Raw genomic sequence first — 15,779 nt, forward strand, 5'->3', positions numbered from 1 at the left:
TTGATTTGAAGAATGATATTATTATTTATGATACGTATTATCATATTTTCTATTTAAATTAAATTTAAATTTATATACATTTATGCATTTTAAATCATTAAAAGTAGATTACTAAAACAAAAAACTCTTTAAAGATTATTGTCTTAGTAATCTTTAAAGAGAAAAACTCTAACTATTAATGGTCACGTGAATAAAATAAATCTACAATTTCTAGAAGCGGTTCAACATCATATTGTGGTTTCAATTGATTAATTGTATCTATTGCAGCATCTTTATGATATTTTAGTTTTTCTTCAGCGCCTGATTTACCAAGTAAAGAAACATAAGTACTTTTATGGTTTTCTACATCGCTTCCTACTTTTTTACCCAATTTTTTCTCATCACCATAAACATCTAATAAATCATCTTTTATTTGAAACATTAGGCCTAAGTGTTCACTGAAACAATCTAATGTATTTAAAATTTCTTTGTTTACATTGGCAATATCCGCAGCACTTAAAATAGAAAATTTTAAAAGACCCCCAGTTTTTGCCTTATGAATTTGCTCTAGAGTATGTAATTCTATTGGAGTATTCTCACTATCCATATCTAAGGTTTGGCCACCGACCATGCCGAGATTGCCACTATCATGTGCTAGTCTTGAAATAACTTTTACTTTTGTTTCAGCATCTAAGTTTTTATCATTTGCAATTAGTTCAAATGATTTTGTTAGTAAGGCGTCTCCCGCTAAAATCGCTTTCCATTCTCCATACACTTTATGATTTGTTAATTTTCCTCTTCTAAAATCATCATTGTCCATTGCAGGTAAATCATCATGTATAAGTGAGTAAGTATGAATCATTTCTAATGCCAGTGCGGTTTGTAAACCTTTTTTATAATTTTCATTTAACACTTCTAAAGTGAGTAATACAAGCACTGGACGAATTCTTTTACCACCAGCATCAAGTGAATATTGCATACTCTCCTCTAGTTTAGTATTTAAAGGAGACGATTTTATAATACCGTCAAGATTATTATTTATAATTTCAATCAATTCATTCATTGATTTCTTCAACATCATCTTCATCCTTTGCTTCATCTTTGATTAATTGATTTACTTTATTTTCAGCATCTTTCAAAGTTTTGTCACAAGCAGATGATAATTTCATACCACGTTGATATAAATCAAGAGATTCTTCTAATGAAACAGTTTCATTATCTAACTTTTGAACTATACTTTCTAATTCTTTCATCATTTCTTCAAAACTTTGTTGTTCTTTACTCATCTTCACACCTTACTTTCTTAACTATAGCGTCTATATTACCGTCTTTCATTGATAATGTGATTTCATCTTGTTCATTTAAATCGTGTGTGCTTGTAATGACTTTATTGTCCTTATTAATAATTGAATATCCTCTTAACATTGTATTAGTTGGACTAAGTTGATTTAATTGCTCAATTTTATTCTTTAAATTAGCTTTATTATGATTAATTAAGTTATATGTTAAATTTATTAATCTATTTTCATTATTACGGATCATTTTTTGATATTGTACAATTGAATCATTTAATCTTCTTATATTAAAATGTTGACGCAATACAGTGATATTGTTTCTTTTTTTTTCAATATTTAACGTTAAACGTTGTGTTAGTTTTTTTTCTAAATCATCTCTTCGTTGAATCTGTTGTTCATATAACAACGTAGGTTGCTTAAATTTATAATAAGATGATAAATAATCTAATTGTTTATGTTGTTTTTCTATTAGTTGTTTAATACTTTTAGTAAGAGAAAATCGATACTGATGTATTTGCTGAATGAGTTCGTACTGATCTGGTGTAGCGATAACAGCAGCTTGAGTAGGAGTTGCTGCTCTCATATCTGCTACAAAATCACTTAAAGTAAAATCAGTTTCATGTCCTACAGCTGAGATAATTGGTGTATGACACTCATATATAGCTCGAACAACTTCTTCTTCATTGAAATTCCATAAATCTTCAATAGAGCCGCCTCCACGGCCTAGAATGATGGTATCTACTCCTAAAGTATCTGCATACTTAATTTTTTCAATAATATCATTTTTAGCATTAATACCTTGTACTAATGTACTAATTGATATTTTTTCTACTAGAGGGTATCTACTATCTATAGTAGTGTGAATATCTCTGATTGCTGCTCCAGTATCAGCTGTAAGAATAGCAATCTTTTTAGGGAATCTAGGGATTGCTTTTTTATGATTTTGATTAAAAATCCCCTGTTTATTTAGTTTTTCTTTTAATTGCTCTAACTTTTGGTATAAATTTCCTATACCGTCAATTTCCATTTTATTAACATAAATTTGATAATTTCCTCTACGTTCATAAACCGAAACTCGAGCTTCTAATAAAACTTCGTCTCCTTCTTTAGGATCAAATGTTAGTTTAGAAGCATTTCCCTTAAACATCATAGCACTTATCACACTATTTTTATCTTTCACATTAAAATAAAGATGACCACTAGAATGTTTTTTAAAATTTGAGAGTTCACCTTTTAATAGGATAGATTGCAAGTGTGGATCTTGATCAAATTTATATTTAATATATTTAGTTAAAGTAGAGACACTTAAATATTCTGACATGATTCATCACTCAAATATGTTTATTTTATATTACTTAAGACACCGTTTATAAATTTATAATGACCTTCATCACTAAATTGTTTTGTTAGCTCTACTGCTTCATTAATGATGACTTTAGGAGGCGTATCACTATGAAGCAATTCAAAGGTAGCCATTCTTAAAATAATACGATCCGTTTTTAATAATCGTTGTATAGACCAGTCTTTTAATTTTGGTTCAATTGATTGATCTAAAACTTGTTCATGATCTTTCACTCCTGTAACAAGCCAATGAATGAACTCAAAATCTAAGTCTGGATAATCGTCTTTTATAAAATTTATAGCTTCATTGATTGTTAAATCTGTATTTTTCATTTCTAGTTGAAACAATGTCTGAAATGCTTGTTTTCTTGATTCTTTGCGACTCATAAGAAACTCCTTTGTATTATGGTAACTTTAATTTATTCAGTTGTGATGTGCATGATATGAATGTTAATTTCTTTGGGTTCGATAGCAGTCATTGTTTTAATGGAATTAAAAATAGAAGTTTGAATTTTACTTGCAACTTTAGCTATTTTTATTCCATGTTTAATAGAGCAATAAACATCAATATGAATACCATCATCTTTAGTATTAACTTTTAAATTTTTATTTAAATTTTTACGACTTATTTTTTCAATATTACTCTTTTTTAGTTCATAAAAATGCCCAGTCACTCCTTCAACTTCAGAAACAGCAATACTTGCTATTACTGAAATAACTTCTGGTACAATTTCTACTTTACCTAAATTAGCATGTGAATAATCTGCTACATTTACCATTGTTTTATCCTCCTATTCACTCTCAGCCATAATATTATACTTTTCTAAAAAGTTTGTATTATAATCTCCAGATTTAAAAATATCATTATTCATTAATTTAAGATGGAATGGAATGGTTGTATCTATTCCTAGAATTAAATATTCACTTAGTGCTCGAATCCCAGTCATTATTGCTTCATCTCTGGTAGGTTCATGCACAACCAATTTTGCTACCATTGAGTCATAATAAGGAGGAATCGTATAGTTTGTATAACATGCTGATTCGATTCTTACTCCGTATCCTCCTGGCGCAAGGTATTGTGTGATTTTACCTGGTGAAGGCATAAAATTCTTATAAGGATTTTCAGCATTAATTCTATATTCAATGGCATGGCCATTTATTGTAATATCATCTTGCGTATAAGGTAGCGGTTCTCCCATAGCAACTTTTAATTGCAATTTCACTAAGTCTACACCTGTTACCATTTCAGTAACTGGATGTTCTACTTGAATTCGTGTATTCATTTCCATAAAATAGAATTTATTTTCATTTAAATCATATATGAATTCTATAGTACCAGCATTTTCATAATTCACTGCTTTAGCTGCGCGAATAGCGGCTTTACCCATCTCTTTACGTTTTTCATCTGTAAGTATTGGCGAAGGTGACTCTTCTACTAATTTTTGCATACGTCTTTGAATTGTGCAGTCACGTTCGCCTAAATGAATTACATTACCGAATTGATCACCAATCACTTGAATTTCAATATGACGGAAATTTTCAATGAATTTTTCTAAGTATAATCCACCATTACCGAAAGCTGTTTGCGCTTCTTGTTGTGTCATACGGTAACCATTTTCTAAATCGTTCTCATTTCGTGCAACGCGAATTCCTTTACCTCCGCCACCAGCAGTAGCTTTAATAATAACTGGATATCCTATCTGTTTAGCCACTTTTTTAGCATCTTCAATCGAATCAATTAATCCATCACTTCCTGGTACTACAGGCACGTTAGCTGCTATCATTTCAGCTTTAGCTACATCTTTAATACCCATTTTTTGAATGGATTGATAACTTGGTCCAATAAATTTTAATTGGCAAGCTTCACAAAGTTCAGCGAAATCACCATTTTCGGCTAAAAAGCCATAACCTGGATGAATTGCATCACATCCTGTTGAAGTCGCTATAGATAGGATGTTTGGAATATTTAAATATGAATCTTTAGACTGAGTTGGACCGACACAATATGCTTCATCAGCGATTTGAGTATGTAATGCATCTTTATCTCCCTCAGAATATATAGCAACAGTTTGAATACCTAAATCATGGCAAGCTCTAATAATTCTAACTGCAATCTCACCACGATTTGCGATTAATACTTTTTTCATTATTTCACCTTAAATAACGGCTGGCCATACTCTACCATTTGTCCGTCTTCCACTAAAATTTCAACGATTTCTCCTGTGACTTCTGCTTGAATTTCATTAAATAATTTCATGGCTTCTAAGATACATACAGTTGAATCATTAGTGACTTTATCCCCAACTTGTACATAAGCTTCCTCTTCAGGTGATGGAGATTTATAAAAAGTCCCTACCATCGGGGCATTAATTGTTTCGTAGTTTGACGTTTCATTTTCTTGGTTTACTTCACTAGTTTGAGACATTTCATTTGCCATTGGTGTTTGTACAGATGGTTGAGATGCCATCACTGTTGGTTGTTGTGAATATTGAGGCGTAATAATTTCAGTTTCTTTTTGTTTTTTTAAATTAACTACGCTACCTTTATTATCTTCTATATTAATTTCAGTTAAACTTGATTCATCAAGAATTTGAATTAATTCTTTAATTTCTTTAAAGTTCATAATTTAATGACTCCTCGACTTAGTTTTCATCTACCCGTCTATTTTACTTGAGTGTGAAAATCAATTCAAGCGTGTTCATTTAACTGAGATCTAACTTATGATTAAAAAAGTATATAAGTAATTATAATATAGTAAATTTATATTAAAACTTAGATACTAAAATATTGATTATTCTTTTTCATTATTTATATAAAAACAGGTTAACCCATAATTAAATATGCATTAACCTGTTTTAATTTAAATTTTTAAAATTATTAATTATGCTCTTGAAATGTAACTACCATCGCTTGTATTAATAACTAACACATCGCCTTCATTAACGAATAATGGTACATTTAAAGTATAACCGGTTTCAACTGTAGCAGATTTTGTAGCACCAGTTGCAGTATCACCTTTAATACCTGGCTCTGTTTCAGTAACTTCAAGTTCAACAGTTTTTGGTAATTCAATACCAATCGTTTCACCTTCATATGACTGAATTTGAACTTCCATATTCGCTTTTAAATATTTTAATTCATCTTTTAAGTAATCGCCAGATAATTCAGTTTGATCAAATGTTTCATTATCCATGAAGACATGAGTATCTCCATCAGCATATAAATATTGCATACGACGATTTTCAATCATCGCTTGTTCTACTTTTTCACCAGCTCGGAAAGTTTTTTCTTGAATAGCACCTGTTCTTAAATTACGTAATTTAGAACGAACAAAAGCAGAACCTTTACCTGGTTTTACGTGTTGGAAATCAATTACTTTCCAAATTCCATTATCTACTGAAATAGTTAAACCTGTTTTAAAATCATTAACCGAAATCATTCAGTTTCCTCCTCAATTATACGCTTACTATAAAATAATAAGGTCTTTTGTGCATTTAGTAAAGACTTCACACCCATTTTCAGTAATTAAAATGTCATCTTCTATACGCACTCCACCAAGACCATCTACATAAATACCTGGTTCAATAGTAACACAATTATTAACTTGAACTGTATCATTAGTATTTTTAGATAATACTGGACCTTCATGAATATCCAAACCAATACCATGACCTAAAGAATGACCAAATTCATTACCATAACCATGTGCTTCAATATAATCTCTAGATAATGCATCAGCTTCCTTAGTTGTCATACCTGGCTTGATTTCTTCAATTGCCTTTATTTGAGATTGAAGCACGATATTATAGATTTCTTTCAATTTTTTATCAGGTTCACCAATCGCAAATGTTCTAGTAATATCTGAACAGTATCCTCTATAATATGCACCAAAGTCAAGAGTAATCATGTCACCTTTTTCGACTACTTTATCACTAGCAACTCCATGAGGCAAAGCCCCTCTATAACCAGAAGCAACGATTGTATCAAATGATGGACCATCAGCGCCTAGTTCTAACATTTTACTTTCAAGCAATGCTTTTAACTCTCTTTCAGTCATTCCAACTTTTGCAATGTTTAAAATGTAGTTATAAGTATCATCCACGATCTTAGCCGCATATTTTATTTTATCGATTTCTTCAGGTGATTTAATTTCTCTAATTTTTTCAATGGCATTGCCTATACTTACGTAATTCGTATCAATTTGGCTTAATTCTTGAAACGTATCATAGCTAACTAAATGACCTTCAAAACCTACTGTTTTATACTGTTTGTTTTTTATAATTTCTTTTATCTCATCAATAATCCCACTACGTCGATTTACAATTTCGAAGTGAGTGGCTTGATTTGTGGCTTGTTCAATATAACGGAAATCTGTAATCAACTTGTTTTCATTATTAGAAATAATTAAAGCGCCACTTGTTCCAGTAAAATCAGAAATATAACGTCTATTATAGTCAGATAATATAACAAGAGCATCAAGATTTTCGCTTTCTAATATATGACGAACTTTAGCTAATTTATCCATTTAACCCACTCCTTGTATAACGTTTGTACATTTTTATTATATACATTAAAATAATAACATACTTAAAATATTAAAGATATTTTGATTTAGGGAGATTTACATGAAAAGATTATTAACGATTTTAGGAGCTTCTTTGTTTTTGGTTGGCTGTGGCTCTCAAAATTTAGGACCTTTAGAAGATAAAACAACCAATTTAAGAGATGAGAATCATAATTTAAAATTAAAAATTCAACAACTAAATCAAGATATAAATAATCAAAAATCTCAGTTAGAAGCATTAAATAAAGATAAAAAGAATGTATCTAAAACTGTTGATAATAATAATGAAGCTAATTTTTTACAAGCTTCTTCAAATTATTATCAAGATATTGCTAAGATTATCGATAAATTTAATCAACTTGATTTAAATAAAACTAAAAAAGATGATAAAAATCAAAATCTTGAAAAGCTAAATTCATTATCAAATGATATAGATGATGCCTACAGCAAATATAAAAGTGATACAGATAAAAGTAATATATCAAATGATAATACTAACGAAGACAAAACTATTAAACAAATAAACAAAAATCTTCAATCTGCTTTTAAAGATATTAAAAATGGCTATGAATCTAACAATAAAAAGAAAATAAATCAAGGTAAGATGAAGTTATCACAAATTAATGTTTCTAGTAGTTCATAAAATAGGAGTTTTTTAGTTGAAAAATATTATATTTTATTTCGTTTTAATTATAGCAGCTATAGGTTTACTGCTAAATCTAAATATTTTTGTAATGTCGTTCATGAAAACAATTTTCACACTTATAATGATTGCTCTTATTATTTACTTTATCTATTATTTCTTCTTTCTTACAAAAGATCAGAGAAAATATCGAAGAGCAGTCCGAAAATATAAAAAAAGACAAAGAAAATAAAAACAAGGAGGTTCAAGAGTATTAGTACTCTTAAGCCTCCTTGCTTTATATCTATTTTTTATATAACCACTCTTCTGAACGATATTTTTCTTCAAGAACTTTTACTTCGGCTAATTGATTTTCAGTTAGAGATAGTGGTTTAAATTCGATATTTAAACCTTTTTTAAATCCTTCTTCAAATGCTTTTTCCATTTCTTCAATAGAGATGTGTCTATCTGATATATCATTTATTGCTACAGCTTTATCTACGAAAGCTTTTTTCATTTTTTCTTTCAAGCGATCATTCTTAAAAATAAACATATCAAATAATTCGTCTACATCTACATCTTGAAGTAGTGACCCATGTTGAAGAATAACACCCTTTTGACGTGTTTGTGCACTACCTGCAATTTTACGTCCTTCAACGACCAATTCATACCAACTTGGGGCATCAAAGCAAACGGCACTTCTTGGTTGTTTTAATTTTTCTCTCTCTTCTTTAGAACGTGGAATAGCAAAATAAGCATCAAATCCTAATAATTTAAAGCCTTCTAAAAGTCCTTCTGAAATGACACGGTAGGCTTCAGTAATTGTAGAAGGCATATTTGGATGAGATTCAGGTACGATAACACTATATGTTAATTCTTTGTCATGTAGAACGCCTCTACCACCAGTTTGACGGCGAATTAAACCAAATCCTTTTTCTTTCACTTTATCGATATCAATTTCTTTTTTTAATCTTTGAAAATAACCTACAGATAAGGTAGCAGGATTCCAAGTATAAAATCTAACTACAGGATCAATTTCCCCTCTTGAAACAAAATTTAATAAGGCTTCATCCATCGCCATATTATAATAAGGATCATGGCTTCCAGTATTGATAAAATTCCATGTTTCAGTCATATAAAAAACTCCAATCACAACTTAATTTATATAAATTCAACGTTAATGTTACTTTAGAATGTATTAGAAATATGAAACAATAAAAAATTTTTGATAAATTGAGCTAACACCTTTATAATTAATAATAACGGTTAATTAGGGAGGATGCAATATGAATGTATCTTTGATTATAGCATTAATAATTATAGTTTTAATAATCCTTTACATGGTTGGAAATTTCTTTCTTAATCGACGAGCTGTAACTGAACTAGATCAAAACGAATTTCATAAAGGTTTAAGAAAAGCTCAAGTCATTGATGTACGTGAAAAAGTTGATTATGATTATGGTCATATTAATGGTGCTCGCAATATTCCAATATCTATGTTTAGACAAAGATTTCAAGGTTTACGTAAAGATCAACCTGTATATCTTTGTGATGCAAATGGTATTGCCAGTTATCGTGCTGCTCGCATTTTGAAAAAAAATGGATATAAAGATTTATACATGCTTAAAGGCGGCTATAAAAAATGGACTGGTAAAATTAAAACTAAAAAATAATTATCAGAAATAAAACTCTCAAGAAATTTCTTGAGAGTTTTATTATTTCTGATAATTAAATCATTCATTAAATTATTTACAATATTAAAGTTTTTCTTGATGTAAATCTTCAAATTTAAGAATTGGTTTACGGGCTGCAGTTGTTTCATCCAATCTATCAATGATAGTTGTATGAGGTGCTTCTAATACTTTATCAGGATCACTTTCAACTTCATCTGCAATTTGAAGCATTGCATCAATGAAGTAGTCTAAAGTTTCTTTAGATTCAGTTTCAGTTGGTTCAATCATCATACCTTCTTCCACATTTAGCGGGAAGTAAATTGTTGGTGGATGTACGCCAAAATCTAGTAAACGTTTTGCCATATCTAGAGTACGGACACCATATTCTTTTTGTTTAGATCCACTTAAGACAAATTCATGTTTACAATATTGTTCATAAGGGATTTCATAACGATCTTTTAATCGAGCTTTAATGTAGTTCGCATTTAAGACAGCTGCTTCAGACACTTCTTTTAATCCTTGTGCACCCATTGTTCTAATATACGTATAAGCTCTTAAATAAATACCAAAGTTACCATAAAATGGTTTTACTCGACCGATTGAATTTTCAATATCATTATCATATTTAAATGTATCACCGTCTTTAATCACCATTGGTTTTGGTAAATAACTTGCTAATTCTTTTTTTACGCCGACTGGGCCTGAACCAGGGCCACCACCGCCATGAGGACCTGTGAATGTTTTATGCAAGTTTAGGTGCACAGCATCAAATCCCATGTCTCCAGGACGAACTTTATCCATAATAGCATTTAAGTTTGCTCCATCGTAATAGAGTAACCCGCCTGCTTCATGAACAATTTCACGGATGTCCATAATATTTTTCTCAAAGATACCTAAAGTATTTGGGTTAGTTAGCATAATAGCAGCAGTATTTTCATTAACGACACGCTTTAAGTCTTCGATATCAACTTCACCGCGTTCATTAGATTTAACAGTTACTGATTTAAATCCGGCAAATGAAGCTGATGCAGGGTTTGTACCATGTGCAGAGTCTGGAACAATAACTTCATTACGATGTCCCTCACCATTTTTTATATGATATGCTTTAAAAATCATTAAAGCTGTCCACTCACCATGAGCACCTGCTGCTGGTTGTAGAGTTACTTCATCCATACCTGTAATTTCTTTTAGTTCTTCTTGTAAACTATAAATAATTTCTAATGAACCTTGAATTTGTTCTTCCTCTTGTAATGGATGAGATTCTGCAAATCCAGAAATACGAGCAACTTTTTCGTTAATTTTTGGATTATATTTCATAGTACAAGAACCTAAGGGATAAAATCCAGAATCTACCCCAAAGTTTTTATTCGAAAGTTCCGTGTAATGACGTACTAAATCTAATTCTGCCACCTCAGGAAACTCTGCTTTATTTTTACGAATAAATTTATCATCTAAAATACTTTCAACAGAGTCTGTTTTAATATCACTTTGTGGTAAAGAATATGCATATCTACCTTCTCTAGATCTTTCAAAAATTAATGGACTAGATTTACTTACTACCATTTAGCTCACCAGCTTTCTCAACAAATGTATCAATCTCTTCTTTCGTTCTTAATTCAGTAACAGCAATTAACATATGATTGTCAAAGTCTGATGAAGCTTCACCTAAGTCAAAGCCTCCGATGAAACCATGTTCTGCTAATTTTTTATTTACATCTTTGATAGGTTGATCAAACTTAACAACAAATTCATTAAAAGATGTACCATCTAGGACTTCAAAACCGTTGTTTTTAAATTGATTTTTAGCATAATTAGCATGTTCTAAGTTTTGAACCGCAATATCATAAATACCTTGTTTACCAAGAGCTGACATAGCAATTGAGGATGCTAAAGCATTCAATGCTTGATTTGAACAAATATTTGATGTGGCTTTATCACGACGAATATGTTGTTCACGAGCTTGTAAAGTAAGAACAAACCCTCTATTACCTTCATCATCTTGCGTTTGTCCTACTAATCTGCCAGGAACTTTACGCATTAACTTTTTAGTAGTAGCAAAGTAACCACAATGAGGACCGCCAAATTGAGTAGGAATACCAAATGGTTGTGTATCACCAACAACAATATCTGCTCCAAATTGGCCTGGAGGTGTTAAAACGCCTAATGCTAATGGGTTAGAATAAACAATGAATAACGCTTTTTTATTTTCAATATAAGAATGAATTTTTTCTAAATCTTCAATTGATCCATAGAAGTTAGGATATTGTACAGCAACTGCTGCAGTATCATCATCAATTGCTTGTTCTAATTTTTCTAGGTCAGTAATCGTTCCATTTAAATCAACTTCAACAATTTCAAATTCTTTTCTTACTTTAATATACGTTTTTAATACTTGTAGAGCCTGATAATGGAGACCTTTAGATACTACAATTTTGTTCTTTTTAGTATGATTAAAAGCTAATATACAAGCTTCGGCAAAGCTAGTTATGCCATCATACATAGACGAATTTGCGACATCCATTTGAGTAAGTTCACAAATTAATGTTTGGAATTCAAAAATTGCTTGTAGTTCACCTTGAGAAATTTCAGGTTGATAAGGTGTATAAGCAGTATAAAATTCAGAACGAGAAATCATAGCGTCTACTACTGCAGGTGTGTAATGATCATATACTCCTGCACCTAAAAAACTCACATGTGTTTCTTTAGTAATATTTTTATTTGCAATAGTATTCAATCTTCTTAAAAGTGAAGTTTCAGCTTCTGCACTATCTATATTCAAATCTCTATTAAGTAAAATATCTTTTGGAATATCTCCAAAGAGCTCGGTAATTGAATTTGCTCCAATTGTTTCTAACATTTCTTTTTTATCTTTATCAGTTAATGGTATATAACGATGACTCACATTGCACACCCCTTAGTTATTTTTCGATTTGATTTTTCTTAACAATTTTAGCTTTTAATTGTCTTTTACGAACTTGAACTAGTAATTCTTTACCTAACTCAAATTCATCACGATCAATAATAGCCATAGCAATTGATTTTCCTGAAGAAGGTGATTGAGTTCCTGAAGTAATTTCACCTATTTCTTTTCCGTCAAGATTCATTACTGTATAACCCGTTCTTGCAATGCCTTTATCTATAAGTTCTAAACCTACAGTACGTCGTTTTGACCCATTCTCTTTTTGATCTTTTAAAACAGATTTACCAATAAATTCATCTTCAATTAAAGGTTTAGCAGCAAAAGCAATTCCACCTTCATAAGGCGTAATTGATTCAGTGAGATCTTGTCCATGAAGAGGTAAACCAGCTTCTAATCTAAGTGTATCTCTTGCACCTAAACCACAAGGTACAACGCCTTTATCAATAAAACCATTCCAAATGTCAACTGTATCATTTGAATTACAATAAATTTCAAAACCATCTTCACCTGTATATCCAGATTGAGATAAGATAACATTTTTTCCAAAAATAGTTACATTTTGTTTGAATTCAAAAGGCTTCATTTCACTTACATCAATATCAACAAGTTCACTTACTAAAGTTCTTGCTTGAGGGCCTTGAACCGCTAATTGACCATACTGTTCAGACACATTTGTTACAGTAGCATTAAATTTAGATTGATGTTTTTGAATCCATTCGAAATCCTTATCAGTATTGGCTGCATTAACAATTAATAAGTATTTGTTATCAGCAATTTTATATGTTACTAAATCATCAATGATACCACCCTCATCATTACATAAAGCTGTATATTGAGCTTTAGTTTCAGATAATTTAGTAGTATCATTTGAAAGTAAATATTGAACAAATTTACTAGCATTTTCACCTTCTATTAAAATTTCTCCCATATGACTTACATCGAACATACCTACTTTGTATCTAACTGCGTTATGTTCTTCTTTAATACTAGTAAATTGAACAGGCATAGCCCACCCACCGAATTCAACTATTTTAGCACCACTATTTACATAAGTTTCATATAATGGTGTCTTTTTTAATTCGTTTGTCATTTAAAAACCCCCTATTTTTTTATAAAAAAAGCAGAGTAGCAGAAGCTACCCTGTCTAAATAACAAATCCAGGACTGCGTAACAGTATTATCCTTTTGCCTGAGAGTTTCGTAGTTTACTTGCACCTTCGGCGATAACATGACATAATTTCAAAACAACTATAGAATCAGTTCAAGTTATTCTCTCTAATACTGATCATTCGCATGGTATATGATTTAAAATTGTTTTATATACACATTCAATTGTTTTACTACTATCTACTTTTTTGGATGCGATTTCATTATATCTTGAAACTCTCGATAAATACAAGTCTTTTAATTGTTTTTCACTTTTGTTTTTCGCATTTGGTCTATGTGGATCATTAGCAATTCTATTATAGATAATATCTATATCACAATCTAACCAAATAACTGTTTTATTTTTTAAAAGTGAGATAGAATTATCGTTTTCTATAATTCCTCCCCCGGTTGATATAATATCATATTTACCAATACAATCATTTAAATATTTATACTCTAACTTACGAAATCCTTTTTCACCAATTTCATTAAAAATATCTGGTATTGTTTTAAATTCTTTCATTTCTATATATGTATCTAAATCAATATATGAATAGTGTAATTTTGAAGCCAAATATTTGCCAATAGTACTTTTACCAGTACCCATAAAGCCTGTTAATATAAGTGGTAAATAAGAATGAGTCATCCTAATCACCTCTCTTAAGTTTATCACTTATTATACTATCATAATATATTTGAATATTATGTATTGTTTTTAATTTTATACTATATTGAGCAGAATAAGTAGATATAATTATCAAATATATACTAAGAATAAATAATGTATAGCTACTTATATATCCTTTCATTTTATAAAAATAAGTTTTTTTCATAGTAGTCGTTTTTATCACCTATTTTTAGTTTTAATTTTATGATGTTAGAAGGTAAAATTTGAAATTCTGCATTGATGACGTTATTTAGTAAAACGATATTGCCATTCCCATTAATTTTGTAAAATAGTTTGTTGTTTTTAAATTCTATATAATCTTTAGACGATTCATTATCAATGATAATTGTATGTTTATCCTTAATTATAAGGGCATGATGCTTTTTCGAAATAATTTGAGTTATATTTGTCTGAAAAAAAGCATATTCTGTTTGATAACTATTATATGACTCGTATAAATAGGAATGAGTCAATTTAATTAATTGAGGAAAAAATGTTAACATCATTGTTGTTAAAAATAATGAAACTAACATTTCTATTAAAGTGAATGATTTTAATTTAATATTTAACGCATGATTCGATTTCAGTTTCTTTGTGAAGTCCACATATTTTGTTGGAATAAAGTTTAATATGATAATCACCTAAATTTATACCTTTTGAAAGGGTTTTTTTATCATAATGGTTGATACTACTCATTATGGTTTGCTTGATTTCAATAATTTGGTATTCTCTTTTTAATGTATGATTTAAACTGATTAGTAGTGGAATTAAAGTAAAAACTATAGTAGTGAATATATACAAGCTAAATAAACTATCGATGAGTAACACTGCTTTAAATTTTAAAATATCTAATTCTTCCTTTTTCAATATTAATAATCAACTTATATTGATGTTGATTGATTTTCAATATTAAAGAGCCAAACTGATTTATTCTTCCTTCTTTATTAAAAGTAATTTTCTCTAAATTTCTAACTTCAACTATTTTTCCATCTTCAATATTGTAGTTGTACCGCCCACCATGTGCTTCTATTACTTTTATAATTGAGGAATGTTTTGAAATTAACAATGTAATAGATTGATGATCACGCATCGCTTTAGATTTAAAATATTCTAATTGATTAACAAATTGTGTTGCTTTTAAATCGTCTGACAAAGAAATATTGTTAAATACATTTACCCTTAAAGTTGCATTAAGTAAGATTGTTAAAATCAAAATGATTAACAAGCTCTCTATAAAAGTGAATGCTTTAATATTCTTACTCTGCAACTGCTTCTCCATTTTTAATACTGATAGTTTCTCCAGACTTACAAGATGATTGCCCTTGTTTTATAAACCCTTCAGTTACTAAGTCCTCAATAGAATTAGGAACTCTATTATGTTTTAAAGTATAAGCTTCAATTTGACTATTGACCATTTTCACTTGTGCTTCACATCCTGTTGATTGAATATGTGACATTTGTTTAGCTATATTCGGAATAATAAGAATGAGTAAAACACTAATTATTAATAGTACAAGTAACATCTCAATTAAAGTAAAAGCTTTTAATTTATTTTTGAATTTTTTCATAA

The 15,779-nt window shown here is 29.7% G+C and carries 20 protein-coding genes and 1 riboswitch; of the genes, 3 read left to right on the forward strand and 17 right to left on the reverse strand.

Annotated features, from left to right (window positions below):
• Positions 1-175: 175 nt before the first annotated feature.
• The 9 genes from HMPREF2629_RS06810 to HMPREF2629_RS06850 all read right to left on the reverse strand — a co-directional run bounded on the left by HMPREF2629_RS06810 (position 176) and on the right by HMPREF2629_RS06850 (position 7,140).
• A complete protein-coding gene (locus tag HMPREF2629_RS06810) occupies positions 176-1,057 on the reverse strand; it encodes a polyprenyl synthetase family protein (protein WP_070813236.1) in 882 nt (293 codons plus the stop codon).
• Complete coding sequence (locus HMPREF2629_RS06815; RefSeq protein WP_070813237.1) at positions 1,035-1,265, reverse strand: exodeoxyribonuclease VII small subunit; 231 nt, start codon at positions 1,263-1,265, stop codon at positions 1,035-1,037. Before HMPREF2629_RS06815 ends, HMPREF2629_RS06810 begins: the two co-directional genes overlap by 23 nt.
• A complete protein-coding gene (xseA, locus tag HMPREF2629_RS06820; protein WP_002449838.1) occupies positions 1,258-2,595 on the reverse strand; it encodes an exodeoxyribonuclease VII large subunit in 1,338 nt (445 codons plus the stop codon). The genes HMPREF2629_RS06815 and xseA overlap by 8 nt, the downstream gene beginning before the upstream one ends.
• Positions 2,596-2,615: 20 nt before the next feature.
• Positions 2,616-3,002 (reverse strand): transcription antitermination factor NusB, encoded by a 387-nt coding sequence (gene nusB, locus HMPREF2629_RS06825; RefSeq protein WP_002449711.1) that lies wholly within the window; start codon positions 3,000-3,002, stop codon positions 2,616-2,618.
• Between the two features lie 32 nt (positions 3,003-3,034).
• Entirely contained in the window at positions 3,035-3,394 is a 360-nt protein-coding gene (locus tag HMPREF2629_RS06830) for an Asp23/Gls24 family envelope stress response protein (protein ID WP_049336135.1), read from the reverse strand.
• A 12-nt stretch (positions 3,395-3,406) separates the two neighbouring features.
• A complete protein-coding gene (gene accC, locus HMPREF2629_RS06835; RefSeq protein ID WP_070813238.1) occupies positions 3,407-4,762 on the reverse strand; it encodes an acetyl-CoA carboxylase biotin carboxylase subunit in 1,356 nt (451 codons plus the stop codon).
• The gene (gene accB, locus HMPREF2629_RS06840) at positions 4,762-5,238 is read right to left on the reverse strand and encodes an acetyl-CoA carboxylase biotin carboxyl carrier protein (protein WP_002449862.1); all 477 of its coding nucleotides are present in this window, start codon (positions 5,236-5,238) and stop codon (positions 4,762-4,764) included. The genes accC and accB overlap by 1 nt, the downstream gene beginning before the upstream one ends.
• 258 nt (positions 5,239-5,496) lie before the next feature.
• Complete coding sequence (gene efp, locus HMPREF2629_RS06845) at positions 5,497-6,054, reverse strand: elongation factor P (RefSeq protein WP_002449752.1); 558 nt, start codon at positions 6,052-6,054, stop codon at positions 5,497-5,499.
• Between the two features lie 27 nt (positions 6,055-6,081).
• Positions 6,082-7,140 carry a M24 family metallopeptidase gene (locus HMPREF2629_RS06850; RefSeq protein ID WP_049415549.1) on the reverse strand — a complete coding sequence of 353 codons (1,059 nt, stop codon included), beginning with the start codon at positions 7,138-7,140 and terminating at the stop codon, positions 6,082-6,084.
• A gap of 100 nt (positions 7,141-7,240) precedes the next feature.
• Between HMPREF2629_RS06850 and HMPREF2629_RS06855 the strand changes: the two genes are divergently transcribed.
• Both HMPREF2629_RS06855 and HMPREF2629_RS11300 read left to right on the forward strand, forming a co-directional pair.
• Positions 7,241-7,822: a putative periplasmic lipoprotein gene (locus HMPREF2629_RS06855; protein ID WP_017176248.1), complete on the forward strand. Its 582-nt coding sequence runs from the start codon at positions 7,241-7,243 to the stop codon at positions 7,820-7,822.
• Between the two features lie 16 nt (positions 7,823-7,838).
• The gene (locus HMPREF2629_RS11300; protein WP_049415547.1) at positions 7,839-8,054 is read left to right on the forward strand and encodes an SA1362 family protein; all 216 of its coding nucleotides are present in this window, start codon (positions 7,839-7,841) and stop codon (positions 8,052-8,054) included.
• 51 nt (positions 8,055-8,105) lie between these two features.
• Here HMPREF2629_RS11300 and HMPREF2629_RS06865 read toward each other — a convergent pair whose 3' ends face one another.
• Complete coding sequence (locus HMPREF2629_RS06865; protein ID WP_049415545.1) at positions 8,106-8,936, reverse strand: lipoate--protein ligase family protein; 831 nt, start codon at positions 8,934-8,936, stop codon at positions 8,106-8,108.
• 151 nt (positions 8,937-9,087) lie between these two features.
• Here HMPREF2629_RS06865 and HMPREF2629_RS06870 point away from each other — a divergent pair, with 151 nt between their 5' ends.
• Positions 9,088-9,474: a rhodanese-like domain-containing protein gene (locus tag HMPREF2629_RS06870; protein WP_002449897.1), complete on the forward strand. Its 387-nt coding sequence runs from the start codon at positions 9,088-9,090 to the stop codon at positions 9,472-9,474.
• Positions 9,475-9,558: 84 nt separating this feature from the next.
• Here the strand turns inward: HMPREF2629_RS06870 and gcvPB are convergent, their stop codons facing one another.
• The 7 genes from gcvPB to comGC form a co-directional block, all read right to left on the reverse strand.
• A complete protein-coding gene (gcvPB, locus tag HMPREF2629_RS06875; RefSeq protein ID WP_017176245.1) occupies positions 9,559-11,037 on the reverse strand; it encodes an aminomethyl-transferring glycine dehydrogenase subunit GcvPB in 1,479 nt (492 codons plus the stop codon).
• Positions 11,024-12,376 carry an aminomethyl-transferring glycine dehydrogenase subunit GcvPA gene (gcvPA, locus tag HMPREF2629_RS06880; protein ID WP_049415542.1) on the reverse strand — a complete coding sequence of 451 codons (1,353 nt, stop codon included), beginning with the start codon at positions 12,374-12,376 and terminating at the stop codon, positions 11,024-11,026. Before gcvPA ends, gcvPB begins: the two co-directional genes overlap by 14 nt.
• Before the next feature lie 16 nt (positions 12,377-12,392).
• Positions 12,393-13,484: a glycine cleavage system aminomethyltransferase GcvT gene (gene gcvT / locus HMPREF2629_RS06885; RefSeq protein WP_049415539.1), complete on the reverse strand. Its 1,092-nt coding sequence runs from the start codon at positions 13,482-13,484 to the stop codon at positions 12,393-12,395.
• A gap of 76 nt (positions 13,485-13,560) precedes the next feature.
• A riboswitch (glycine riboswitch) is annotated at positions 13,561-13,682 on the reverse strand.
• On the reverse strand, positions 13,679-14,188 hold the full coding sequence (locus HMPREF2629_RS06890; protein ID WP_017176242.1) for a shikimate kinase: 510 nt from the start codon (positions 14,186-14,188) through the stop codon (positions 13,679-13,681). (Overlaps the previous riboswitch by 4 nt.)
• A gap of 164 nt (positions 14,189-14,352) precedes the next feature.
• Complete coding sequence (locus HMPREF2629_RS06900; RefSeq protein ID WP_017176240.1) at positions 14,353-14,850, reverse strand: competence protein ComG; 498 nt, start codon at positions 14,848-14,850, stop codon at positions 14,353-14,355.
• Between the two features lie 191 nt (positions 14,851-15,041).
• Positions 15,042-15,476, reverse strand: coding sequence for a competence type IV pilus minor pilin ComGD (gene comGD / locus HMPREF2629_RS06905; RefSeq protein WP_049382010.1), 435 nt, complete (start codon positions 15,474-15,476; stop codon positions 15,042-15,044).
• Positions 15,466-15,777, reverse strand: coding sequence for a competence type IV pilus major pilin ComGC (gene comGC / locus HMPREF2629_RS06910; protein ID WP_017176238.1), 312 nt, complete (start codon positions 15,775-15,777; stop codon positions 15,466-15,468). The genes comGD and comGC overlap by 11 nt, the downstream gene beginning before the upstream one ends.
• Positions 15,778-15,779 lie beyond the last annotated feature (2 nt).

Origin of the sequence: Staphylococcus sp. HMSC034C12, assembly GCF_001835895.1 — a bacterium.
Lineage (GTDB): Bacteria > Bacillota > Bacilli > Staphylococcales > Staphylococcaceae > Staphylococcus > Staphylococcus hominis.